Annotated in this window: 21 protein-coding genes and 1 pseudogene; 14 read left to right on the forward strand and 8 right to left on the reverse strand. The window is 40.6% G+C overall.

Going from position 1 to position 25,316, the window contains the following annotated elements:
* Nucleotides 1–58 precede the first annotated feature (58 nt).
* Complete coding sequence (locus tag V7K56_RS16315; RefSeq protein WP_334911924.1) at nucleotides 59–3,124, reverse strand: GAF domain-containing protein; 3,066 nt, start codon at nucleotides 3,122–3,124, stop codon at nucleotides 59–61.
* A 934-nt stretch (nucleotides 3,125–4,058) separates the two neighbouring features.
* On the opposite strand from V7K56_RS16315, the gene V7K56_RS16320 reads away from it, so the two are divergent.
* The 4 genes from V7K56_RS16320 (at nucleotide 4,059) to V7K56_RS16335 (ending at nucleotide 11,963) form a co-directional block, all read left to right on the forward strand.
* The gene (locus V7K56_RS16320; RefSeq protein ID WP_334911925.1) at nucleotides 4,059–6,593 is read left to right on the forward strand and encodes a proteasome protein; all 2,535 of its coding nucleotides are present in this window, start codon (nucleotides 4,059–4,061) and stop codon (nucleotides 6,591–6,593) included.
* 47 nt (nucleotides 6,594–6,640) lie between these two features.
* On the forward strand, nucleotides 6,641–7,528 hold the full coding sequence (locus tag V7K56_RS16325) for an Rpn family recombination-promoting nuclease/putative transposase (RefSeq protein ID WP_334911926.1): 888 nt from the start codon (nucleotides 6,641–6,643) through the stop codon (nucleotides 7,526–7,528).
* A 216-nt stretch (nucleotides 7,529–7,744) separates the two neighbouring features.
* A complete protein-coding gene (locus V7K56_RS16330; protein WP_334911927.1) occupies nucleotides 7,745–10,720 on the forward strand; it encodes a molecular chaperone in 2,976 nt (991 codons plus the stop codon).
* 151 nt (nucleotides 10,721–10,871) lie between these two features.
* Nucleotides 10,872–11,963 carry a hypothetical protein gene (locus V7K56_RS16335; protein ID WP_334911928.1) on the forward strand — a complete coding sequence of 364 codons (1,092 nt, stop codon included), beginning with the start codon at nucleotides 10,872–10,874 and terminating at the stop codon, nucleotides 11,961–11,963.
* 102 nt (nucleotides 11,964–12,065) lie between these two features.
* On the opposite strand, the gene V7K56_RS16340 is transcribed toward V7K56_RS16335, so the two are convergent.
* Entirely contained in the window at nucleotides 12,066–12,245 is a 180-nt protein-coding gene (locus V7K56_RS16340) for a high light inducible protein (RefSeq protein WP_334911929.1), read from the reverse strand.
* A 354-nt stretch (nucleotides 12,246–12,599) separates the two neighbouring features.
* Here V7K56_RS16340 and V7K56_RS16345 point away from each other — a divergent pair, with 354 nt between their 5' ends.
* The 4 genes from V7K56_RS16345 (at nucleotide 12,600) to V7K56_RS16360 (ending at nucleotide 15,413) form a co-directional block, all read left to right on the forward strand.
* Entirely contained in the window at nucleotides 12,600–13,631 is a 1,032-nt protein-coding gene (locus tag V7K56_RS16345; RefSeq protein ID WP_334911930.1) for a DUF4917 family protein, read from the forward strand.
* 186 nt (nucleotides 13,632–13,817) lie between these two features.
* Complete coding sequence (locus V7K56_RS16350) at nucleotides 13,818–14,111, forward strand: hypothetical protein (protein WP_334911931.1); 294 nt, start codon at nucleotides 13,818–13,820, stop codon at nucleotides 14,109–14,111.
* Entirely contained in the window at nucleotides 14,112–14,516 is a 405-nt protein-coding gene (locus V7K56_RS16355) for a type II toxin-antitoxin system VapC family toxin (protein WP_334911932.1), read from the forward strand.
* Between the two features lie 12 nt (nucleotides 14,517–14,528).
* Nucleotides 14,529–15,413: a DNA adenine methylase gene (locus V7K56_RS16360; protein WP_334911933.1), complete on the forward strand. Its 885-nt coding sequence runs from the start codon at nucleotides 14,529–14,531 to the stop codon at nucleotides 15,411–15,413.
* On the opposite strand, the gene V7K56_RS16365 is transcribed toward V7K56_RS16360, so the two are convergent.
* The 5 genes from V7K56_RS16365 to V7K56_RS16385 all read right to left on the reverse strand — a co-directional run bounded on the left by V7K56_RS16365 (nucleotide 15,335) and on the right by V7K56_RS16385 (nucleotide 18,059).
* Nucleotides 15,335–15,985, reverse strand: a complete 651-nt coding sequence (locus tag V7K56_RS16365; RefSeq protein WP_334911934.1) for an NAD-dependent epimerase/dehydratase family protein — start codon at nucleotides 15,983–15,985, stop codon at nucleotides 15,335–15,337. The two genes, V7K56_RS16360 and V7K56_RS16365, sit on opposite strands and share 79 nt — an antisense overlap.
* A gap of 44 nt (nucleotides 15,986–16,029) precedes the next feature.
* Complete coding sequence (clpP, locus tag V7K56_RS16370) at nucleotides 16,030–16,638, reverse strand: ATP-dependent Clp endopeptidase proteolytic subunit ClpP (protein ID WP_334911935.1); 609 nt, start codon at nucleotides 16,636–16,638, stop codon at nucleotides 16,030–16,032.
* A 90-nt stretch (nucleotides 16,639–16,728) separates the two neighbouring features.
* Entirely contained in the window at nucleotides 16,729–17,067 is a 339-nt protein-coding gene (locus tag V7K56_RS16375; RefSeq protein ID WP_334911936.1) for a cupin domain-containing protein, read from the reverse strand.
* Nucleotides 17,068–17,166: 99 nt separating this feature from the next.
* Nucleotides 17,167–17,739, reverse strand: a complete 573-nt coding sequence (locus V7K56_RS16380; protein ID WP_334911937.1) for an SRPBCC family protein — start codon at nucleotides 17,737–17,739, stop codon at nucleotides 17,167–17,169.
* A complete protein-coding gene (locus V7K56_RS16385) occupies nucleotides 17,739–18,059 on the reverse strand; it encodes an ArsR/SmtB family transcription factor (protein ID WP_334911938.1) in 321 nt (106 codons plus the stop codon). The genes V7K56_RS16380 and V7K56_RS16385 overlap by 1 nt, the downstream gene beginning before the upstream one ends.
* 173 nt (nucleotides 18,060–18,232) lie before the next feature.
* Between V7K56_RS16385 and trpD the strand changes: the two genes are divergently transcribed.
* Nucleotides 18,233–19,324, forward strand: coding sequence for an anthranilate phosphoribosyltransferase (gene trpD, locus V7K56_RS16390; protein WP_334911939.1), 1,092 nt, complete (start codon nucleotides 18,233–18,235; stop codon nucleotides 19,322–19,324).
* On the opposite strand, the pseudogene V7K56_RS16395 reads toward trpD, so the two are convergent.
* Nucleotides 19,254–20,300 (reverse strand): annotated as a pseudogene (locus V7K56_RS16395) (retropepsin-like aspartic protease family protein). The gene trpD and the pseudogene V7K56_RS16395 sit on opposite strands and share 71 nt — an antisense overlap.
* 200 nt (nucleotides 20,301–20,500) lie before the next feature.
* Here V7K56_RS16395 and carA point away from each other — a divergent pair.
* The 5 genes from carA to V7K56_RS16420 all read left to right on the forward strand — a co-directional run bounded on the left by carA (nucleotide 20,501) and on the right by V7K56_RS16420 (nucleotide 24,948).
* Nucleotides 20,501–21,688: a glutamine-hydrolyzing carbamoyl-phosphate synthase small subunit gene (gene carA / locus V7K56_RS16400; RefSeq protein ID WP_334912010.1), complete on the forward strand. Its 1,188-nt coding sequence runs from the start codon at nucleotides 20,501–20,503 to the stop codon at nucleotides 21,686–21,688.
* A gap of 269 nt (nucleotides 21,689–21,957) precedes the next feature.
* A complete protein-coding gene (locus V7K56_RS16405; RefSeq protein ID WP_334912011.1) occupies nucleotides 21,958–22,323 on the forward strand; it encodes an STAS domain-containing protein in 366 nt (121 codons plus the stop codon).
* A gap of 581 nt (nucleotides 22,324–22,904) precedes the next feature.
* Complete coding sequence (locus V7K56_RS16410) at nucleotides 22,905–23,384, forward strand: Mini-ribonuclease 3 (protein WP_334911941.1); 480 nt, start codon at nucleotides 22,905–22,907, stop codon at nucleotides 23,382–23,384.
* Nucleotides 23,385–23,476: 92 nt separating this feature from the next.
* Nucleotides 23,477–24,565: a 23S rRNA (guanosine(2251)-2'-O)-methyltransferase RlmB gene (gene rlmB / locus V7K56_RS16415; protein ID WP_334911942.1), complete on the forward strand. Its 1,089-nt coding sequence runs from the start codon at nucleotides 23,477–23,479 to the stop codon at nucleotides 24,563–24,565.
* 80 nt (nucleotides 24,566–24,645) lie between these two features.
* Nucleotides 24,646–24,948 (forward strand): DUF1816 domain-containing protein, encoded by a 303-nt coding sequence (locus V7K56_RS16420; protein ID WP_334911943.1) that lies wholly within the window; start codon nucleotides 24,646–24,648, stop codon nucleotides 24,946–24,948.
* Nucleotides 24,949–25,316: the final 368 nt, after the last annotated feature.

Raw genomic sequence — 25,316 nt, forward strand, 5'->3', positions numbered from 1 at the left:
CTGGGCCCCTGCTCCTACTGCCTAAATGATAAGTCTTTAGCCAGACACAATATGATATCTACGTTGAGGGTTCTTGCTTTAGTGGAATCATCACAACAAACTCGGCACCTTCTCCTGGTGCTGAAATACACTGGATCTTTCCACCGTGTTTTTGGACTATAATTTGGTAGCTAATTGATAATCCCATACCTGTACCTTTACCCACAGGTTTTGTCGTGAAGAATGGATCAAATAAGCGTTTGCGTACTTCCTCACTCATGCCTGGGCCATTGTCAGCAATTCTAATGATTACATGGTCTTCTTGAATGAGGCTGCGAATGCGAATTTGTGGAAAAATCATTTGTCCTTGGGAGGCAGTGCATTGGGGAGGCAGTGCGGTCTTCTCCCAAGGGGAGACGCCAAGGGCGATGGGGTCTTCCCAAGTGGAGCAACTGCCGTCGGGTTTCCCGGCTTGTACCCCTGCTCTTAAGCAAGCTACGCGCAGCGTCTCTGACAGGAGAAGCAACTGCGGTTCATTTGTCCTTTGTTCAGTGTTGTTTACTAATGACATAGGCACTTCGCCTTTTTGCAGGGTATGACTCTTGACATAGGCGCTTCGCCTTTTTGCAGGGTATGACTCTTCTAAAGCATCAATCGCATTTGTCAACAGATTCATAAACACCTGATTCATCTGTCCGGCATGACAGACTACTGGTGGTAGATTGCCGTAATCTCGAATTACTTGGATTTCGGGATGTCCTGGTTTGGCTTTTAGGCGATTTTGCAACAGCAGCAAGGTGCTATCCATCCCTTCATGAATATCCACTGCCTTGATACCGTCTTCATCAAGGCGAGAAAAATTGCGTAAAGATAGGACAATCTGCCGAATGCGTTCAGATCCCATCTTCATAGACTCCAGGATTTTGGGTAAATCTTGCTTGAGAAAGTCTAAATCAATGGTATTGATTTGTTGATCGATCTCTGGTGTTGGTAGGCAATAGCTCTGTTGATAAAGTTCTACTAAGTGCAGCAAATCCTTAGTATATTCACGGGCGTGGCTAATATTGCCGTAGATGAAATTAACGGGATTATTGATTTCGTGGGCAATACCTGCAACCAATTGTCCTAAACTGGACATTTTTTCAGTTTGAATCAGTTGCGTTTGAGTTTGTTGAAGTTCTAACAGTGCTGCTTCTAGTTGTTGGGCTTTGTCTTGAGCAGTTTGGGCAGTAATGCGACTTTGGGTGTAAAGTTTAGCTTGGTCAATAGCGATCGCTAGTTGAACTGTAACTGCTTGTAGTAACTCTACTTCGTTGTTTAGCCAAGGACGAAAGCCACTACAATAACCACAGCTAAATGCACCAATTTCGCCAGACTGGGTGTGTACGGGTAGCGACATAAAAGCAGTGAAACCAAAATCCTGCAAAAACTGTCGTCCTATGGAATCGTCCACAGTCTCGACATCATCAATGCGGATGATTTCTCCGTTCAAGGTTTTGGCTGCGATTAGTTCGATTTCTCCATTAGTTGCTTCTTGGTCGTTAAGCAGGCAGGGTAAAAATAAATTTTTCGCCTCATATACTCTCTCCCAGTAGGGTACATCAACATCTTGCCGATACCAAAAAAAGACGCAGCGATCAATCTGGAATAAGTTATGAATCTCCTGCACTGCGGTTTCCACAATGTGATTGAGATCCAAAGAAGCTCGAATCTGATTAGAAAGACGATTGAGTAATGCTTCTCGTTGGGCGCTTTCTCTGAGTGCAATTTCTGCTTGTTTGCGCTTGATACCAATGGCAATCTCTTGAGCGGCAAATTCTAATGCTGTGAAAGTTGATTCTGTCACTGTTTGGCGGGCAAACATCGCTATCACCCCTACAGTTTCATCTTCAACAATTAAGGGATAGCCAGCGAAGGCGACCATACCCTCTTGCTGTGCCCACTCTTTGTTACCTACACGAGGATCTGTCTGCACAGAATTAGTTAAATGGGGTTTGCCCTCTTCGGCAATCAAACCAATTTTGAATTGACCGACTGGCACACATTTATGAGGCCCATTGATATGGGTGTACATCCCAGAACTGACTTGCAACTCCAATACGTTGTCTTGTTTGTTCAGCGTCCAGATGCGAGCAAAGGCTGCATCAAGATGTTCAATTAAGGCGTCAGTACAGCGACGCATCATATTCTGTAAGCTGTCACTCTGGGTCAACGCCGCGTCTACATCGGCACGAAAATTTGCTAAACGCGCTCGTTCTGCTAGAGCGACTTCTGCTTCTTTACGGTCGGTAGTGTCATAGCAAATACCAACAAAGTATAAAATATTGCCATTAGCGTCTTTAATCGCAGATGAGTTGCTTGTATGCCATCGCCAACTACCATTTTTGTGTTTGACTCGATATTCAATTGCCTCTTGTTTCTTGCCTGTTGTTAAAATTCTTTGGAAATAATCTGTACAAATATGTACATCGTCAGGATGTATAAAGGGAATAAAAGATTTGCCTTCAACTTCTGCAACCTCATGCCCAAAAATCTCAGTCCAGTTAGGAGAAACGTAGGAAAATACCCCTTCAAGTGTCAGCGCAAAAATAACGTTGTTGGCATTTTCTACAATGCTGCGGAACTTGGCATCGCTTTCTATTAAGGCTGCTTGGATGTTGTCGCTGGTGTCGCGGATCAAAACTATGATTTGCTGGTCTGGTAATGGTAATAATCTCGCTGCAAAATTATTATTTTCTTCTGGTAGCGGTAAGGTATATTCAAAACTGACTACAGATTGAGTTTCAAGTACTTGATTTATTGCTTGGTGGAAGTGATCGCCTACAGCAGTCGGTAAGCATTCTCGCAAACTCTTGCCCTGATAATCTTCTGGTAATGAAATATACAAACTATCCATCTTTTCTGGCATGTAATCCAGAATACTTCCATCAGCATCAAGGCGGAAGTATGAATCAGGAAGTACTTGCAAAATCGCTGCAAATTCTGATGTTTTTTGGCGTAACTGTGCTTCAACTGCTTGACGTTTGGTAATTTCAGTTTGCAGTTGCTCTAATGCTTTTGCTAATTCTGTTGCCCATTCTCTATCTGCAATTTCCTCTTCAACTATGATTTGTTTAACGTAGCTCTGCACCTTTTTAGAAAACACTTTTGCCTGCCTGCTCTGCCTAAATTATTAAGGTAATATGCTGAAAATACAATTTTTTAATACATGGATATAATCTTGTTTATGCAAACCTGCTAACGATCTTAATACTTTATTTATTTTTTTATATGTATAAATTCCTCTTTTACTGTAAATAAATTGAAAAAAAGCTGAAGTTATCATTAAGATTAACTCCAGCATCTTTTGTGAAATTTAAACTATCTCTATATCAGGTAACTTGTTTGATTTTGTTTCTTTTTGAAGTCACTGAGAAATTTATCTTAGCTATGTAATTGCATTGCTCAAAAACCTGATTTAGCTTTACGGAAACTATATGATTCTCTGCAAGGCATTTACATCTTTATCATAAATTCACAATAATCAGGAATTTTATTCAAAATAAATATTGATTTTTTATCAAGAAGAATTCAGCATGAATTAAAATCTGGCTGATGGATCTAGCTTGCTTAAAATCGGAGGTATAAAAGAGTTTGATAACCACATCTGTATGAAGCAGTTACTAACTCCTTAGTGGTATAAAAGCCAACTTTATTTATTTGTAATCCTGGATGATGATGGATGTATTCTTTTCTATTGTTCCCTACAAAACCCAATTTTTTAAACTTGTCTTGACTAGTCAAAATGCCTTATATAGCAATCCTATCTGAGTGATGATAAATCTAGGTGATGACGAACTATCTCTCTACGAGACACTACATGTAGCTTGCTTCCTTGTAAGGTACGCGCAGCATCTTGTAGAAAAGTATGCCAAGAAAAGAGAACAAATCTCACGAATGATTTAGGATTGCTATAACAAAATCGCAAATTAAATGAGAGAAATGCTAAATGTGATATCAACTGGTTGCAACAATTGCTGGTAATTGCATTTTATATGTTATAAAGCTCACAGAAATTAATGTTAGGCGGAAACTACTTTATGGAACCAGATAAACTGGGCCGTTTTAAGGAGTACGGCGAATTCATCCTCCGAAAGATAGATTCTGTGCCCCAGTACCCTTCTAAACAAGAAGATTGGGTTCCAGCTAGTCTTGATGACTGTCTTCTTCGTTTGCGATCGGCTGCCCAGAAAACTGTAGACCTGGCAACTTCGCCTGTCAAAATTGGTGTGATGGGAGAATTTAGTAGTGGAAAAACCTTACTTTTAGGCAGTCTAATTGGATATGCAGATGGTTTGCCAGTCAGTGAAAACCCTACTACAGGTAATGTTACTGCCATACACATTCTCCCGCAAGACGATTTTGCAACAACGCAATTAAGTAACTTTACGGTAGAGTATCTTTCTCATGAAGGAGTACATGAGTGTTTACGCTTCATGCTAGGGGAAGCCAATAAACGAACAACAGCAGCAGGGCTTCCTCCGATACCAGTATCAAAACTCAACTCAGGCACAGATATTATTAGCTGGTGTGAAGAAGCATGGAATAGCAGTAACAATTTAGAGCTACGTTATTTACTGAGGGAGTTGGTACTATTCCTGCGGGCTTATCAAGCTTATGGGGAGGTTATGTGTGGTGGACATTACCAAATTGATGCTATCACTGCTCGTCAGGGGCTACAGCTCGTTGAACAGCCAATGGCAATCCAAACTCTGAAATTTGAGGATTTACCTCCAGCGCATATCCGATTACCGAGTCCACCCCAGAGGCTACCAACAAAGTTATTGCAAAACAGCTTTCCACTGATCCGCCGCGTAGATATCGATGTGAAAATCTCACGGGAAATTTGGGATTTTGCAGATGCAGCTAAATTTATTCTCATCGACTTTCCGGGATTGGGGGCTGCTAATTCCGGGGCTAGAGATACCTTTTTGTCATTGCGGGAATTAGCAGAAGTACAGACAATTTTGGTATTGCTAAATGGTAAATCTCCAGGGAGCGATCGCGCTAATAAAATCTTCACCATGATGCAGCAGCAGCGACCGGGACAAGACCTGAAAGATTTAATTCTCGTCGGTGTGGGTCGCTTCGATCAACTACCTCTAGATAGCGAGGGTGGCGAAAGAGAACTCGATCAATTGATTGAAGATAGCTCATATTTGCAGGAAGAAACGGTACTCCAAAAACTCAAAGTTCTGCAAACTACCATTGATGGCGCACAAGCGTTTACAACCCAAAAAGACCGCATCGTTTTACTGTCGCCACTATTGGGATTGGCTGAATTGGCAAAACGTTCTACTACAGTCAAAGCTGGATCGCCAGAGTTTTTGACTAACTTGGACTATCCTGATTATCTAGATCGGTCTAAACGGCTACAAGATAAATGGGAGCTATTAAGTAAACATCTGCTAGAATCTAATACCCGTAGCTATTTAGGCAGACAGTTGGGTTACTTTGTTCAAGATGGGGGACTTAGTAAGCTGCGGGAATTGATTCAAACTCACGTAGCTACTCATGGTCTCAAGCAACTGCATGAAGATACTAAAAGATCTGCTGATGTGGTGAATCAGCAACAAGATCACTTGAAAGACATCATAGATGAAATTCACGAGCAAGGCATCCCCACAGGCGATAGTCCCGCTTTTATCGAATTGCGTTTTTTGGTCGAAAGCTTAGATAAAATCTACAGAAATTTTCAAAAAGATATTGGCAAAGAACCACTCAAAGATCGGCGCGGTGTTGTTGTCAGCGATGTAGTTAAAGACGAACTCACCTTTAAAATCCTCAATTGGAACCAGTGGACTTTACTCTTCAACAAAGCCAATAATGGAGCGATCGCTTTGGCAGAATCTAAAGGTGCAGCCGGAAAATTATTCGATCGGGGAAACCGCGTAAATACTTCCCTTCCGACTAAGAGTGATGATTTTTATCCAGTATTTGAAAAAACCGTTAAAGAAGTAGAAGATTTTGCCCGCGATCGCATTCATCAAGCCGTGGTAGATTTATTAAATCAATTATCAAATTATATCGCCCCAGAACGCGAACAATTGCAGGCATTTTTCTACCCAGAAATGGAACAGGAAATCGAAGAAAAATTTGGTTTTGAAGATGCGGATCTATTTTATAAATTACTACTAGGATGCGACCCTAACGCATGGAAAGAAGCAATTATCGCTGAAATCAGTAGTAAAGACAAAACCGTTGCACCGGAAATTATCTTTCCTTTAGCACGTCAAGATGATAAACACAACGTTGGTCAAATCTTTGATTGGGCACCAGAGAAAAGCCAAGGCTTACCCAGATCGACTAATCATCAACTTTTAGTACTGCGACTGCGAGATGAAATTACTGCTAGTGCCAGCCTGCATCTTGTGCAGTATGTTAGCGAAGTTAATCAGCAAATTAATTCTGAACTAGAAGGCATTTTAGATCAAATTATTCCTAGTCTGCAAAACCTTTCAAAAAAAGAAACTTTACTAAGATATTTGGCAGCTGGAGAATTACCATCTGAGATCCAAATTCCTACTTGGTTACAGATTATTTCAGAAATCGCCGTAGTTTCTCACTCAGGTTGATTTGAATTTGAGATGACGCGATCGTGTAGAGAGATGAGGATGTATTTGTGAGACGTGATGCGATTTTTTATACAATTTTTAAGCGTGTCCCAGGATTATTTTTTGAGTTAGTAGAACAACCACCAGTAGAAGCTGCTAGCTATCGCTTTGAATCAGTTGAAGTTAAAGAACCAACATTTCGGATTGATGGGGTATTTTTACCTCCACCGGATGCCACATCTCAGACGATCTTTTTTGCTGAGGTACAATTCCAAAAAGCGGAAAGTGCGGTCTTGGGGTCTCCCCAAGTAGAGCAACTTTCCAAGACAGATGAGTTACTGTACCATCGCTTTTTCTCCGAATCCATGCTGTATATGTATCGTAATCCGTCCCTTTACGATGACTGGTACGGGGTAATTATTTTACAGTCTCGCAGCTTGGAACCGGAAAACACCACTATTCATAGATCATTACTGAACAGTTCCCAAGTACAACGAATTTATTTAGATGAGTTAGGTAGTCCTGATGAGCAAAAAGTAGGTATCAGTTTGATGCAGTTGACTATTGCCTCAGAGACTCAAATGGTGCAAGAAGCGAAACGTTTAATCGAGCGGGTGCAACAAGAACAGATAACTGTCTTGGCTAAGAAAGAGATAATAGACGTAATCACAACAATCGCTGTTTATAAATTTGCAAACTTAAGTCGTGAAGAGGTAGAGGCAATGTTAGGAGTTAAGTTAGAAGAAACTAGGGTTTATCAAGAAGCAAAACAAGAGGGACTAGAACAAGGATTAGAACAAGGAATCCAACAAGGACGAGAACTAGCAAAACTTGAACTTGTACTTCAGTTCTTAGCTCGTGGTATGTCGATGGAAGAGGTTGCCCAATTACTTAATTTAAGTATCGAACAAGTAAGGCTTGCAGCGGAGCAAGAATCTTCAACATCAACTCAGTAACTGCGCTAATTTTCATAGTGATGCCTAGTTTAGGCTACGCCTACACCCTTTCATATAAAAGCATAGGCGTGGCCTGTCAACGCTAAAGAGAATAAATGTTACAAGACCAACGATTAAAAGTCTTTACCATGAAAATTCTCTAAATTTTTCATTTATATGATATGACATCACAGTTTTTAGCTTGCTATAAAACTAACAAAAGAAAGTGATATTATAATGAACCCTTTTCAACTCAACAAATATAGTGAGCAAGAACCAAGTGAGAAACTACAAAAAAGATTTCCAGGATGGTTTGCTTTAGATTTTGGTACGTCAAATTCGACAGTGACACTTTTTGATCCAATTGAAGTACCGATCGCAGAAATTTTACCCAAAGAACAAGAAATACGGTTGCGCGATCGCTTATCACAATGGCTAAGTTCTCCCGCCTCAGTTGCTTTACCAGATGTCAGCGCTGATGATTGGGAAAAGTTCATCGTAGAAATTAGCAAAAACCTGGAGATAGAACCCAGCCAATTGAGTGAAATATTTGAAAGTGATAATAAAGAGCGATTTTTAGAAGCAATTCGCCAAATTGAACTTTCTTTAGGAAACAGCGAGAGATTCCGCCGAGCTGTCAGCAAAAAACTTTACCAAATTTATCATGAGGTATTCCGCGTCCCTACCCTAGAGTCGCAAAATCTGATTCCAGTTGTGTTGGATATCGATCGCCGCGATACGGAAATTCCCAGCGAGTCGGAAATTTCGCACTTAGAAGACTTAAAACTGCGAATGGGTAGAGAAGCTAGAGATAACAGAAAAAAAGCGATCGCTCAGGGTACAAGCGGTTCTTTAAAGGAAATTATCAGCAGGTTTCACCATTCACCCAAACGCTATTTTGGTCAAGAGCGATCGTTTTCAGTTATTTTAGATGGCGAAGAAGAAACAATTACCGCCAACCAACTGATCCAATCTGCTTGGGCGCATTTAATCGAGTTAACTGAAGACTACCGCCAACACGCACAACGCAGATTTTCTGAAGGAGATTTTTTAACAGCAGTTGTCACCTACCCTACTGTCGCCCCACCAGTTGTTCGCAAGGAAGTCAGAGAATTAGTAGAGCAGTTGGGGATCGATGATGTACAAACTGCTTATGATGAAGCCGTTTCTGTGGCAATATTTTTTTTATGGCGAGAATTTGGCGGTAATCTCAACATTGGGATTGAGTCATTCAAAACCCGTTGTCGCCAACTAGGAAACAAATGGTCACAAAATGTCCTCGTCTTGGATATTGGCGGTGGAACCACAGACTTAGCTTTAATTGAACTGACTTTAGAAGATAAAACTCCAGCTTTTGCCGATTATGAAGACCGGGGTTTAGGAGGACGTTATTATAAACTTACCCCCAAACTATTAGGTTCATCTGGTCATTTACAGTTAGGTGGTGAGTTAATTACACTGCGAATCTTTAGATTATTAAAAGTTGCGATCGCAGACTTTCTGTTGACAGCAGTAACAATCGGCGATCTAGAAAGCGAAAAGCTAGAAGATTTAATTAACTCTGAATTAAACGAGCGTTTCTTAGAACAAGGCAAATTCAAAACTGGCAGTCTTTTAAAATGTCTGGACAGAGAGAATCCAGAAGGCGATATTGCTTACAAAGATGCTCTTGACACTGCTGAGAAAGTATTGCCCACTCGTTGGCAACAAGCACCTCAACGTCTGCAATCTTTTTATCTTCTCTGGGATTATGCAGAAGCCGCTAAACTTAAACTTGGGCAAAAGCCACCAGCAGAGAATTCTCTATTAACCTTCACACTTTCTGAGCAGCAAATTTCTGAATTGCTCACCCAAAGTATCGTTAAATTGCAAGTCAAAGATCCAAATAACATCTGCATCACTCTAGACAACCAGCAATTTGAACGAGCCGCTGCTTCTGGAATTAAAGAAGCGATCGGAATTGCCCAAGGATTAATGGAAAGTCGTTTGTGTCCTGATGATATCACCAAAGATTCTTGGAATTCTCAAAAAGTTGATTGGTTAATTTTGTCTGGAAAAACTTGTAATTTAGACATAGTGCAGCGCCAAATTTATCAAGAATTTAGTAAGTCTCCATATTTTGTCTGGAATCCAGAACGAATTACCTTTGTGTTGGAATTTACTAAGCTAGCCACCTCCGCTGGTGCTTGCTATGCTGAGAAATTGCGAAGATTGAGATTCGATCCAGAAGAGTCTAAAAGCTTGCTGCGTAAGGGAGCCAACCAGCTAGAAATTGATGTCAAAAACCTGTTTTATTATTTACCTTGCAACTTCAAACGCAAAACCCAAAGCAACGATTTACTAACTATATTCAAAGCTGGACAAGAACTTTATCAACTCGCACCTTGGGAAACTGTTGCTAAAGTTCGTACTCATTGGCAAGGCATACAATTAACTAATATTATCTACCGTCAGGATTACGAAGAAGGGGATTTACGACTTTGGGGAAGCTTTGACGGCAAAAACCTCATGAATAAATTGGAAATGCCAGAAGTAGAATTTCTGAAAAAAATCAAAGTCCAGTTTGAGATTGACCAAACCCTCGAATTTAACGTATTGCTTTGTCAAGGAAATCCCCATTATTTAATTGACATTTCTGGCATTGATTTAGAATCGGTAGTTTCAGAAACTTCAGCGCTATTTGCTGATGGTAAATTAAACTGGAATATTGCTGTAGAACGCTTCAATAAAGATTTGAATGATGGTGATATTGCCGTCAATGTTATTGAGTCAGCAACTGTCGATCAACCAGATGCTTATCATCTTGTATTTGAAGTCGGAAATGATGGTAGTAAAACGTTTCATAAATTTCACTATTTGCGCGATGGCGTGACGCAACCAGGAATTGGGTTAATTAGTAATCCCTTACCTCCATTTCCCCAAACTGGACAGCACACTTTCTATGTTTATCAAACAGATGCTGAAACTAACAGCAAAAAATGGATCAGAATTGGCGCACTCAGCAAACCAGATGTAACCACAGATTACCCTTGCCAATATCGTGTAACTCTAGATGAGCGAGGCATTTTGCGGATGCACGCTGGGGAAGTACCTTACTGGACATCACAAAATCAAGAATGCCTGAAAGAAGAAGGATGTATTTATCTTGCTGAATTAGAGTTGCAACCTAATGAAGTTGATAAAGAACGCGATCCATTTTGCGGCATACATTAACTCTTGCATTAAACCTCTGCGTTCTTTTGTATTTACTTTGCGCCCCTCTGCGTTTTTAAAAATATTAATTTTTCAACGCAGAGGAACGCAAAGGTTAGCGCAGAGTAACGCAGAGTTTAATTCGCTATCAAAATATTTGGAGGTGATATTCATGCAGCACTTGCGTCAATTATTAGAGATAGAAAACTCAGAGTTAGCCCGGTTACTGCGGTTTAGTCTGTATGGACTAGAGGCTACTCTGAATCAGGCTCGTACAGAATTGCCACTAGATCCAGGATCTAAAATATGCGATGAGGTGCTGCAAGAACTTCATAGCCTGTTGCAACCTGCACCGCTACAGCAAAATACTGATTGTAAAGATGCGCCAGATGAGTTAAAACTAAGTCACCTCCGAGAAGCTTTTGATTCTGACACAGAACTTAGTTATTATCTGGGTAATTCCCAACTGCAAAGCCAAACAGATTCAGATTTATGGAATGAGATTCAACGCAAACTGCTGCGAGTCCCAGAAGATTTAGCTGCAACTTGGCGACAGCGCACCCTAGATTTAGCTCAAGAAGTTGGTGCGATCGCAGATAATTCTAACCTTTATCAACTTCCCTTTATCCGCGACGAAATTATTTACCCCGGTTTGAGTGGTACTGTTCAAACTCAGGGATTGAGTTTGTATCAACAACCACTTTCAAATCCTCTAGTTACTCAAGGTAATGCATCTGATTTACCAGCAGCATTCCTATTTTTATATATGAATTTTATCGAAATAGACCCAGATTTACATCATGCTTTAAAGAGCGTTTTTAGCTTCGATGTCATTTCCTTGCACTCCAAACCAGAACAGCGCGATCAATATATTAATGCTTTAAGCGATCGCTTCCAACGCACCCAAAAAGCTGAGAAAAACACTGACCCTCTGTCAATTCTCCGTGCCTGGATTGACATGGATGAAGCTATACATTCACTAGTATTTGTACCACCAGCTGAACGCTATTCTTGGTGGGGAAAGCTACAACATGAATCACGGCGCATCCTGAAGAAAGTTGCTGATGAAGCAATTAATGCAGGTAATGAAGTGCGAATTCGGCAATTATCAGGACTTTATGCAGATATTTGTGCTGTATCCAAGGATGACTTACAACTAGACTATGGTGGTATTCCTGGCGAAGTTTTAACTTGTCTTCGAGTATATGCACGAATTAATCAAGAAGAATCTCCAGGTCGCGTAATATTTCGCTCATCAAAGTAGTTACTGGCAAGTTTTTTAATTCTTGAGATTACGAGGCAAGGCAGACGATTTTACTAATCCCCGCCTTGCCTCATAATCTAATGAAGGTAAGAACGTTTAAATCTAAAGGATGCCCCAGAAGTGTAAAATTCCTTGACCAGAAAACACTTCAAGTAGAACAGCAGATAAAAAACCAATCATTGCAAAACGACCGTTCCAGTTTTCGCTCTGAGGAGTGAAGCCCCAGCGTAAAGCATTAGGAGCTTCTGAAACTGAAGGCGTAGTCTTCTTAACGTTTGCCATAAATAACATTCCGAGCTTTTATGTTGTAACAGTTATGACTGCATGTAAAGTAATGTAACAGATTTTTACGAAATTGCAACATAAACTCAAAAACAAATTTAGCAAGAGATATTACGGGTACGTACTTTTTTATTGGTAGATTTGCAATCACTTAAGTAAGTTGACACGATAAAACCAAGGCATGTTAAGTTTTGTAAAACCCTAGAATGATTCATTTATAAGCTTTTTGCTGACTTTACACTTTGTTACATAGGTTAATTTTTTAACGGCGATTGACTTAACTTAATTTTTCACCAATTTTTTGTAAATAATGCCATAGTAGCAAAAAACTAATATAAGTATAGGGTAAAATTCATGAGTTTTATTGATGAAAAACTTAACTCATGGGCTGAAATAAAGTCTCAATTTGATAAAGAAAGTGGAATTTTCCTTGGCAATGGGTTTAGCTGTGCAGTCTGGGAGAAGTTTGAATACCCATCACTCTATGAAAAAGCTTCTTCTAGCACGGATATTGAGCATTCTTTATCTCCTGAAGATATGCAGTTATTTAAAGAAATGAGGACGAATAATTTTGAAAGGATACTTTCTATGTTATTTAACGCTAGTAAAGTAAACAAAATTTTTAGCCAAGAATATATGCTGTTGGATCAGCGTCATGAACACATAAAAACAGCTTTGGGTGAAGCTGTTAAATGTGTTCATGTTCCGTGGGAAAAAGTGAATTTATCTAACATATTACCAACAATAAGAGAAGAATTAAAAAAATATAAATTTGTCTACTCAACAAACTATGATTTATTGATTTACTGGGCTATTATGTCAGATGAAGGTAATATAGATGACTTTAAAGATTTTTTCTGGAACAGTGTAGTATCTACTAATTCCAAGAGATTCGACATTACGAATACTAATATTCATGGTAATTCAACAAGAGTGCTATATCTTCATGGCGCTCTACATCTTTATCGAGATCCACAGTTGGAAAGAACTTATAAGCTAAAGAATAATGGATATCAAAACTTACTTGAGATGATTGATGTACCTCTATTCATTACTGAAGGGTCATCAGAGGATAAACTTCGTGCAATCAACAGTTCGGATTATTTATTCTTTGCATATAATAAATTATTAAATCATGATGGTTCTTTGGTGATATTTGGTCATTCATTAAGTGATACAGATGAACATCTTGTGAAGGCTATAAGAAAAAGTAATGCTATGAATATTGCTATCTCTATTCGTAGTAACAACTCTCCAGACACTATTAGACAAAAGAAAGCTAATTTATATAAAAGACTATGTGATGATCAAAATCCAAGACCTAATTTATTCTTTTTTGATGCTCAAACTCATCCCTTAGGTTCTCCAGATATCAAAATACAATAATGCGATTAATAGAATTAAAGCCACAAAATTTACTTTTTTGTCAGAATACTCAAAAGCTCTCTCCGATATCCTGGTGGTAGAGTTAAATTGAGGCAATCGTGGGTTAGAATTAAAAGGTCATGTATTATCAAGAAACTAAACTAATATGACATTCATAATTACATATAATAGCTGAGGTGTAGTGCGGTGAGTCAGGTTTTAAGCTTAGAATTAAGTGATGAAGTCTACGCAGCATTGCAACAGCAAGCCGAGGTTGCAGGCGTGTCTCTTGCAGAATTGGTAGCTACTTCCATAGAACAGCAGTATGGTTCTCCAAGACGTAAAAAATCGCAAGCTGAAATAGAGAAAGAAGTCGCTCGTCAACGTTTCCGAAGTCATGCTGGAAGCATTAATCTCGGTTACGCTACAGGAGCAGACAATGAAAGCATTGATGCTGATTTAGCCAGAGCATACAGTGATACTTCTGAGGAAACAAATTGAGTGCTTCTATTTGATACATCTGGGCTACTTTGCTATGTCCACAGTGGTGAACCAGAACATCAAAAAGCAGTTGAGTTTCTGGATAGTGTTAGTAGAAGTTTAACTCATAGCTATGTTTTAGCAGAGTTTATTACTTTAGCTCAGGTTCGTCGCTTTCCACGTACAGAAGCACTGCAATTTATTATTGATTTATTAGAAAATCCAGATATCGAGACGGTATGGGTCTATGAGTTGTTATATCAAGAAGCTGTTAAACTTCTAATGGCTCGGCAAGATAAGACCTACTCTTTATGCGACGCTGTTAGCTTTGTGTTGATGCGTCAGCGTGGTGTCACCGAAGCATTAACCACCGATCGCCATTTTGAGCAGGAGGGCTTTCGACGTTTGTTATTACCCCAAGTGTGACGATTTCTAATTATGCTCAAAAGTCCTCTACGATATCCTGGTGGTAAGTCGAAAGGAATAAATCAAATAGTTGAATATTTGCCAGAAAGCTTTTCGGAATTTCGAGAACCTTTTGTGGGTGGTGGTTCTGTATTCATTTATTTAAGACAAAAATTTCCTGATATCAAAATTTGGATTAACGATTTAAACCGCGAACTATTCTTATTCTGGAAGTTTGCCCAATCTGATCTAGCTCAGTTAGTTAAAGAAGTTCGACATATTAAACTTAAATATGCAGATGGCAAATTACTCTTTGCAGAATTGACTAAGGTAGATATCAATAATTTATCTGATTTACAAAGAGCCGTTCGCTTTTTCGTTCTTAACAGAATTACTTTTTCTGGAACTGTAGAATCAGGTGGTTTTTCGCAAGAAGCTTTTTATAAGCGCTTTACTGATTCTTCAATAGAGCGATTAGAAAAGTTAGAAGATATTCTATCAAACAATGTCCAAATTACTAATTTGGATTACAGCCACTTATTAAAATCAGAAGGAAAAGATGTATTTTTATTTTTAGATCCACCATATTTTAGTGCTACGAAATCAAAACTATATGGTAAAGATGGTCACTTACACACTTCTTTTGAACATCAGAGATTTGCTGAAGTTTTACAACAATGTCATCATCGCTGGCTAATTACCTACGACAACTCAACGCAAATTATAGAAAACTTTCAATGGGCTAATATTTCAGAGTGGGAATTACAGTACGGTATGAATAACTATAAACAAAGTGATGCAGCTAAAGGAAAAGAGCTATTCATTACTAACTATGAAGTTCAACGGAATTTAGACAAAATCGCATCTTCTATTGTATCTTCCAAAACAATAGCAGGACGCTTATCATCCATCCGTTGAAGATAGGAATACAGGCGATGCCGGACATCTCTGGAACCATATACCATTGGCAGGCGTATAATCGTTCCGGGTAAGTTGGATGCCATTACTACCCGCTCCACCAGAATCTTTTCATAATCAATTGGCACAGCGATCAGTCTAGAGGGCATTTCCTGGTATGGATAAAGTTGTTGGCGCAGGGACGCATCTTCCGTAAGTGGTACAGGCACAACATCAGATTCCTTGCCCCAAAGTACATCGTATGCACGATACACATCCATACTGCTGATAACAACAACACGCTGGGTAATACCCTCAAATGTGTTCGTTAGAGTTAGTGCATCTTGTTCGTTATAGACAATCATATCTACCACAACTTGAGGCGAAAGTTGCCTAAACTTGCTTTTCATCTCCAAAAGATGGGAGCGATGCCTGCGGCGGTAAACTACGCCCAAAATTTCATGCACATCTGGTTGTAAGTTAATTGTAGTTTTTCCCCGATGAAATACGCTCACTTCATGACCCATAGCAATCAGTTGACGGACTACAGAAGGGCCAATAAAATTTGTACCACCAACAATGAGTATTTTCATTTTGGTTTCCATTACTGTTTGTCGATATTAGAGTGATTTGCACATTAAATAGATGCAGATGTTTTTAAGATGATACTGTCAATTAAACCGTAAGCTTTTGCTTCTTCAGCACTCATGAAAAAATCACGTTCAGAATCCAGTTGAATCTGCTCTAACGATTTTCCAGTATTGGCAGCGAGTATTGTGTTAATTAATTGGCGGAAATACAAAATTTCTTTGGCTGCAATTTCAATATCAGATGCTTTTCCTTGAGCGCCTCCTAATGGTTGATGAATCATAATTCGAGCATTTGGTAGAGCATATCTTTTACCCTTAGTTCCAGCAGCAAGCAAGAATGACCCCATTGAGGCAGCAACACCGATACATACAGTACATACTTCTGAACGAATTTGATTTATGGCATCGTAAATAGCCATTCCTGCTGTCACTGAACCTCCAGGACTGTTAATATACAATGTGATATCTTGCTCTGGATCTTCAGCATCAAGAAATAGCATTTGGGCAACAATGAGGTTAGCTGTCTCGTCTGTAACTTCATTTCGCAAAAAGATAATTCGCTCTGCAAGTAAGCGTGAGTAAATGTCTAATGCTAGCTCCCCTCTTTCTGACTGTTGAATAATCATTGGGATGCTGATTTGAGTCTGAGAATTCATGTTTTATATCTCCAAAAAAGAACAAATTTTAATTAAACAACTATGCTTTGAATAAACTGGTAGGCTAATTTTTTGATAGAATTATGGTTTTTATAACTCCTCAAATCTTCCCATTTCACCAAGACGAACTGTAATGATTTCAACGGACGTAATTGCTTTGTGGGGTCCATTCTGGGTATAAGCAGGCGTAAACCAAAATGTTCCTGCTTTGCATTCACGTCCAGCAGTTTCAATAGTTCCATTTAGAACATAAACATATTCATCACAAGGATGATAGTGAACTGGAATCACTGTGCCAGCAATCATTTTTAGTCTATGAATTGAACCTTTTGGCACTGGTTCAGCTAATGGCAATAATTTTGTACCTGGAACAGGCTGTAACTCAAACCATGTTTCAGCTTCTGTGTCAACAAAAGTCTGCTTATTCATATTGAATTTTCCAAAAGCTCAATTTAATTTAGCTTGGCTAATACTCGTCTGCTCTGAATTTAAATGTAGATATTGACGTGCAATATGTACATTTCCATTTTAATTTGTGCAGAGTGTAGTTAAGATTTGCGGTAGTTTTTCATGTAAACTGTAGTTCCATCCACCATTAAGAAAATAACTAAAAACGATACTATCTAATGCCTCATATCTACCAACTGGTATTGATGAAAATACAGTGCTGCGATTATTTGGTATTACTGTCTGCATCCCTGCCTTAGACTCATGGATAAATTTACCTTGCCACGGTTGAGAAAGTTCCATTGGTTCATTCAGCTTGATGGCTTTTTGAATCAAGCCTTTATGTTCAAGTAGAAGTTTCGTACCCCCAATTACGGGTTGGATTGTCCAGGTAACAACTGAAGGCTGGCACATCATACTGTCTTGCCAAGTGAATGCCAGTCGTCTTGGCTCATCGAGTTCAATTACTTGACAGTCTATTTCTCCCTCTAACCCTGGCAGTGTCGAATGCACAAATCGGAATTTGTGTCCCAAACGCGGCTCAAAGTCGTTTTCCATTAGCCATACTGCCAATGCCTCACGGTTAGTGAGTACCTGCCAAACCCGTTGGGGAGGATAGGGATAGAACACTTCCATATTCAAGTTTCGGAGCATCAATTTTCCTCCAAATAATTGCCAAGGGCATCGAGTTTTTCTTGCCAAAACTGCTCGTAATCAGCAATCCATTCAGATATCTGTTTCAATGGCTCCGGGTTTAGCCGATAGAAACGCTGTCGCCCTGCTTTCCGCATTTGTACTAAGCCTGCTTCACAAAGAATCTGTAAGTGCTGAGAAATCGCTGGCAAACTCATGGCAAATGGCTGGGCTAGTTCTTTGACTGGTTGCTCACCATTACGTAATAGATCCAGTAGCGCCCTGCGTGTGGGATCTGCGATCGCCACAAAAACATCCGCACTGGCAGCAGGTCTACTCATTCCTATTAACCATATACTTAAGCATTTGCTTAACTATTTATATAATACATAAGTAATTGCTTAAATGTCAACTCATAAGAACAGCAAAAAGTTGGGCTTTTAGTTTCCCAAGCTTGGCTGCTACTTTCTCATTTTTCGGTAGGATGGCTCCCATACCTACAAAAACCCTAGCTATGGCAACTTCTCCAAACCCTGCTCAAGAATCCTCTGTTAGCTGGTATATCCTGCTGCAACAATTAATAGATGGCCAATCTTTATCCCGTACTCAAGCTGCTGAATTGATGCAAGGTTGGCTCAGTGAAGCGGTTCCCCCAGAGTTATCAGGAGCTATATTAACAGCGCTAAACTTTAGAGGCATTTCTGCCGACGAGTTAACCGGCATGGCTGAAGTATTACAATCTCAATGTTCACCACTCAGCACTCACCCCGGGCTAAACGCCCCGCTACCGCTAACAGCAATCAGCACTGTAATAGATACCTGTGGCACTGGTGGAGATGGGTCATCAACCTTTAATATTTCTACAGCGGTTGCATTTGTTGCCGCTGCATCTGGTGTACCCGTTGCTAAACATGGCAATCGTTCCGCATCAAGTCTCACGGGAAGTGCAGATGTATTGGAAGCCTTGGGTGTAAACTTAAGTGCTTCTAATGAAAAGGTGCAAGCTGCACTACAAGAAGTCGGAATCACCTTCTTGTTTGCCGCTGGTTGGCATCCAGCACTCAAGGCGGTTGCGTCATTACGGCGGACTTTGAAAGTGCGAACAATTTTTAATTTGCTCGGGCCGTTAGTAAATCCCTTGCGTCCAACTGGGCAGGTAGTGGGCTTATTTACTCCTAAGCTTTTGGCAACTGTTGCCGAAGCTTTACAGAATTTGGGTAAGGAAAAGGCGATTGTACTGCACGGGCGAGAAAAACTTGATGAGGCGGGGCTGGGAGATGAAACTGACTTAGCGGTGTTATCAGATGGAGAAGTGCAGTTAACTACCATTAATCCCCTAAATTTGGATTTAACGCCTGCTTCCATAGGTATGCTTCGGGGTGGAGATGTCCAAGAGAATGCGGTGATTCTCAAGGCGGTACTTCAAGGTAAAGGAACTCAGGCACAACAGGACGCTGTAGCTTTGAATGCGTCGTTGGCACTGCAAGTAGCGGGTACGATCGCATTCCTCGATCACGCCCAAGGTATTAAAATCGCTAAGGATATCTTACAAAGCGGGGCAGCTTGGACGAAGTTGGAGCAGTTAGTTGAGTTTCTGGGGAATTGATTTGCAATCACAATTGCGGGCGAAATTCTATGACATTACGCTTAATGGTGACATCGTAGTTGCCAAAAAAGTCATGTCCTAGAAGTCCAGTTTCTAGTTCCCCACCTGCGATCGCTACTGGTATTTTTTTCACTATTACCCCACCAACTGCCATCGAATTAACATAGCCCACAGGAAATTCTACAGCTCTAGAACTTGCAGTGTTTGCCTTAGCTTTCCCGACTGTGACGATTCCCAAAGCATCAGCCATCCCTTGGGTGATGACAGTCCCACTCGCTCCCGTATCAACAATCATCTCAAATTGTTGCTGACCATTAAAGGTGACTTCCACAATCGGCGTACCACCAATTCGCCTTTTTATCGGGGCTGTAAATACTGCTTCATCGGGAATCACCACTGCTGATGATGGCAAACCTGGCTCTGGTGATAACGGTTTTGTTTCTCGTGGAGGTAAGGTGAACTTTGGTATAGTTTCTCTGTGGGGAACAACAACTACTACTTTCTGAGGTACTTTAACTGCAACAGGGCGAGGATTAGCTTGCTGTTGGGCATATTTAACTTGGCGGCGATATTCCGTAATTTTGGTTTGAGCGATCGCAAATTCTGGGCTTTGCCGCCGTACTCTTTGCATCAGCGCGATCGCCTCCTGGTACTGACTCGCCACCAATTTCCAATCATCTGGAGATTGAGCCGATTGGCTGATACTCCAAGCGCCAACAGCTTTGTCTCGTCCCATCTCAAAAAGACTTGGTTCACTTTCAAATGGATCTACTAGCGATGGTTGTGCTTCTGGGGTAGCTGCTGGTCTTACTGGTTCAACACTAGGCTTGACTGGTGCTAGATCCCCAATTGACGTAGGTTGCTCATCGCCACCAGTAGCGGTGTTCAGTTTGTCTTCACTACAGGCAACGCACAAAACCGCTAGAGTAGTTGATACAAAAATTAGGTTTGCACGGGATAAAAAAGACTGAAGCATAATTAATTTTAACTGCCCAAGCTTTGCCAAATCCACTCCCGCTACTTTAATTCCCTTTTAATTTTAATTAACTATCTTTAAAACTCCTAATTGCTCAACTTATGGGATAATAAACAATCGCAGTATTGGAGAATAGGGAATAGAGAATAAGAAAAAGTATGCCCACTGCCCACTGCCCAATGCCCACTGCCCAATCTACTATGCGCTTGACTGACTCAATACCAGCTTTACTTGTCCTAGCAGATGGAACCACTTATCGCGGTTGGTCTTTCGGTGCGGCGGAAACCGCGATCGGAGAAGTGGTGTTCAACACTGGCATGACAGGCTATCAAGAAGTCTTGACTGACCCTAGTTACCGCGGTCAGATAGTGATTTTTACTTATCCTGAATTGGGGAATACTGGCGTCAATCTGGAAGACGAAGAATCAGATGGCCCCCAAGTGCGGGGTGCGATCGCTCGGAATATTTGTCACCGTCCAAGTAACTGGCGATCAACACAATCTTTACCTGACTACCTCAAACAAAACCAAATACCAGGAATTTACGGCATTGATACCCGTGCCCTCACCCGCAAAATTCGGATGTTCGGAGCGATGAACGGTGGCATTTCTACAACTATTCTCGATGAAGTGGAATTGTTAGAACAGGTACAGGCAGCCCCCAACATGGCAGGATTGAATCTGGTTCGTGAAGTCACCACCTCAACGGCTTATGAATGGTCTGATCCCACAATTCCAGCTTGGGAATTCAACTCTGAAACTGCGGAAAATCTTGGGGCAGCCTTTACCGTTGTTGCCCTTGACTTTGGTGTAAAACGTAATATCTTACGTCGCTTAGTAAGTTATGGTTGCCGGGTAATTGTTGTACCCGCTGATACACCACCAGAGGAAATTCTCAAATACAATCCAGATGGTGTGTTTCTTTCTAATGGGCCTGGCGACCCTGCTGCTGTCACTGAAGGGATTGCAACTGCCAAAGCACTCCTGTTAAGTGAAAAACCCATCTTTGGTATTTGTATGGGACACCAAATTTTAGGTCATGCACTAGGGGCAGAAACCTATAAACTCAAATTTGGTCATCGTGGTTTGAATCAGCCTGCGGGTTTACAACAACGAGTAGAAATTACCAGCCAAAACCATAGTTTTGCTATTGACCCAGATTCTTTACCTACGGCAGTTGTGGAAATCAGCCACCTAAACTTAAACGATCGCACCGTTGCCGGGGTACGTCACAAATCTCTACCTGTGTTCTCCGTACAGTATCACCCAGAAGCCAGTCCTGGCCCCCACGATGCTGATTACTTGTTTGAACAGTTTGTTCAAGCCATGCAAACAGCACGTCAACCCCTTCCCTACGGGACGCTACGCGAACGGGGAATTCAAAATTAAAAATTCAAAATTCAAAATGAAAGATTTATTTTTGAACTATGCATTTTTAATTTGGAATTGGAACAAAAAGCAAGAGTCAAGTTGTCGCATCTGAGATTAAATAAAAATAGCAAAATGCAAATGGGGGATCGGAGACTAAGGACTGGGGAAAAGTTTTCCAATAATCATTACCCAGTAGCCAATCTCCAATCCCTTATTCCAGAAGATTGTAGACAATTTGCTCAAAAACCATCTATACTTGAGCGTTCACTTTAACTCATGAGGAGGGAATTATTGCTGAGCCACTGAATCTAACCGTTAGCCTGAGGGGCACTCGTGAAGTCCGGGATAACTGTCAGCTATTCCGCCTCACAGGTTTGTTAGATGCTTTTTCTGAGCCGACATTTCGCAAGACACTTGGCAGCAAGATAGAGGAGGGTCCTAAGCACATTATTTTGGATCTCTCACAAATTGACTTTGTTGATAGCTCTGGCTTGGGTGCTCTGGTGCAGCTAGCCAAGCAGGCTCAAACTGCCGATGGCACTTTGCAAATTGTCACGAATGCCCGCGTAACTCAAACGGTCAAGCTTGTTCGCCTAGAGAAGTTTCTCTCCCTGCAAAAATCAGTTGAAGACGCTCTAGAAAACGTCAAGTAGTCTTGATTGCTCGATCTGAGAGTTAAATTTAGCTATCCAGATTCAATAATCGGATAGCTTAATTTTTAAAACTTCTGGCAGAAAACCTCTCTCCTTGTGGGAGAGGCATAAAGCCAGTTAAGCTATTATATTTAAAGTTGAGTAATAACTAAAGATATAGACACCCAATTTTTGGGTATGCAATCGTTGGCTAGAATATTTGATAAATAATCAAGTCTAAGATATTTGATAAGAAATACAAAGCCATCAGATTTGTTTATATATAGACTTGACTCGATGCTGTATAGTTAAAAGTTGTAGTTTACTCCGTAAGCATGGCAATGCTACCAAGTAAAAGGGTGAATTTGATGCTACAATTTTACCCGTTCTTGGGCACAGATCACAAGAAGTAGGCGAAATTTGGTTTATAGATGTTGACATCAGGATGATTTAAAATGCCAACTCTCAATCAAAAAGATGAAATTAGGAAGTAATTTTGATAGTATTGGTTATGCTAAGTATACTATCATGGCATACTTCAGAAAAATCAGTCTTTGCGAAGAATGCTTGCCAAATGTAGCCCGTCAAGGAATGATTTATTTGTGAAGTCACAGGAGGAAGAGCTATTAGATGGACAAGATAAAACTCCCAAACAGAGTTTATCTTGGACTCAAGCACTTTTGGCAACCACAGAGCCATTCCAACAGATTTCCCTCTCACAAGTGCAACAAATTTCTCCTAGTGCTTTAGCATATTTGGGGGATGCAATTTATGAGTTGTATGTTAGAATGTTCTATCTGCTGCCATTACAGCGGTCAGGAATTTACCATCGTCTGGTAGTGCAGCAGGTAAGAGCAGAAACACAAGCGCTACATTTGCGATCGCTAATTCCTCATCTCAGGGATACCGAATTAGAAATTGTCCGACGGGGTAGAAACGCCGCAACAGGACGCCCTAAGCGACTTAATCCCGAAATTTATCAACAGGCAACTAGTCTAGAAACTTTAATAGGCTACTTATATATCACCGATTACCAACGTCTAACGGAACTGTTGCAAATACTTCATCTAGAAAAAGAGTGAAAACTCAATTTCGCAGTAGCTACAACACTAGATTAAATTCAAAAAATTGAGGTAATCGGAACGATCAACCATACGCTATATCCATAACTCAAATGCAGGATAAACCCAGAAAAGTCAAGACTTCTAGCGAACCAAATCGGGGACAACCCGTAAAAATTAAAGGTAAGCGTGTTATTAATAATCCAACTCGTAAACCGAGAAAAATAGATAGCAACCCCATCTCTGTTGCTAATCCGACTCGCAATCCCAAAAAAGTAGATGGCAACACTATCTCTGTTGTTAACTCGAATCGCAATCCCAGAAAAATAGATAGCGACCCCATTTCTGGGAACTCCCGACAACGAAATAGCAACTTCTCTAAGGCGTCTTCTGTATCTACACAAGCGATAGAAGAAGATAGCGATCTCATCTACGGTCGTCATCCAGTATTGAGTGCATTGCAAAATCAGCGCAATCTTAACCGTCTCTGGATTACTACCCGTCTGCGGTACGATCCTAGCTTTCACCATTTTCTCTTGCAAGCAAAGGAAAATGGCACAGTTATTGATGAGGTTGAACCCAAGCGTTTAGACCATCTGACTAATGGGGCTAATCACCAAGGTGTGGCAGCACAAATTGCTCCCTACGCTTACATCGAATTGCCCGATCTAATTGAGCAGTGCAAATCTGTAACCGATGCTGTAATTGTTGTGGCTGACGGAATTACCGATCCCCACAACTTAGGAGCAATTATCCGCACTGCCGAAGCAATAGGCGCTCAAGGATTGGTAATTCCTCAAAGAAGGGCATCTGGGATCACTTCCACTGTGATGAAAGTGGCAGCAGGGGCTTTAGAAAATTTTGCTGTAGCTAGAGTTGTCAACCTCAGCCGCTCCTTAGAAGAATTAAAGGAAGCTGGCTTTTGGATTTACGGTACTGCTGCAAGTGGTAGCGAACCTTTGCATACAGTCAATTTCACTGGCCCAATCGTTTTAGTAATCGGCTCAGAAGGTGAAGGTCTGAGTATGTTAACTCAACGCTCCTGTGATTTTTTAGTATCGATTCCTCTACAAGGTAGGACTCCCAGCCTGAATGCTTCTGTAGCAGCGGGTATGGCGCTTTATGAAATTTATCGCCAGCGATCGCTAAATACGCTGCACTTAGATAAATTACAAAAAATCTCTTTGAAAAAATATCAGTAACAGAGTATAAAGAAATGTAACAGATAATAAGGCAGCATATCGTTTAACACCCTACAGACGTTTATAAATCGGCGAAAACCATGAAAACCATTTGGCATAACCTCAAGGAAGTGTTAATTAACACATTCGACTACATCGGCTTGGCTTGGTGGGTAGAGATTGTGACGCAGAATCCTCGTTGCACGTATTACTTCGGGCCATTTCTAAATTCTTCTGATGCAACATCAGCCAGCAAAGGATACATAGAAGATTTAGAACTCGAAGGAGCGCAGGGAATTATTGTGAATGTCAAGCGTTGCAAACCTAATACCTTAACAATTGCTGACGACTTGGGGGAAAGATTTGACCGCAAAGTACAGCCTGCCTTTGGCGGTCAAATTTAAGTTAGGCCAGAGAATGAATAGGATGCGGGGATGTGGGGAGGTAAAGAGACACAGATAATTCTTTTACAGCGTTACTGAATCTTTTTCGCTCACCGCATCTTCCCTTTCCGTCTCTTCTTCGTCAATAGTCAAAATTTTTTTAACCATTTGAACTATTGACAATCTGTAATTAGTAATTAAACATCTGGTGTAAAAGATGTAGAGAGGCAAAATTGGACTTCGTCCCGCTGCACTAACGCGTCTTTACAAAGATTCTGAATAACGTATATTTAATTTTACCAGACGTCTATTAACCCAAGTTGCTAGTTATGCAAGAGTGCGCTCGCAGCCTCACTAGCTTTCATAATCTTGATCAACTTTAGGTGCAA

Source organism: Nostoc sp., from assembly GCF_036917535.1.
In the GTDB taxonomy this organism is placed as follows: Bacteria; Cyanobacteriota; Cyanobacteriia; order Cyanobacteriales; family Nostocaceae; genus Nostoc.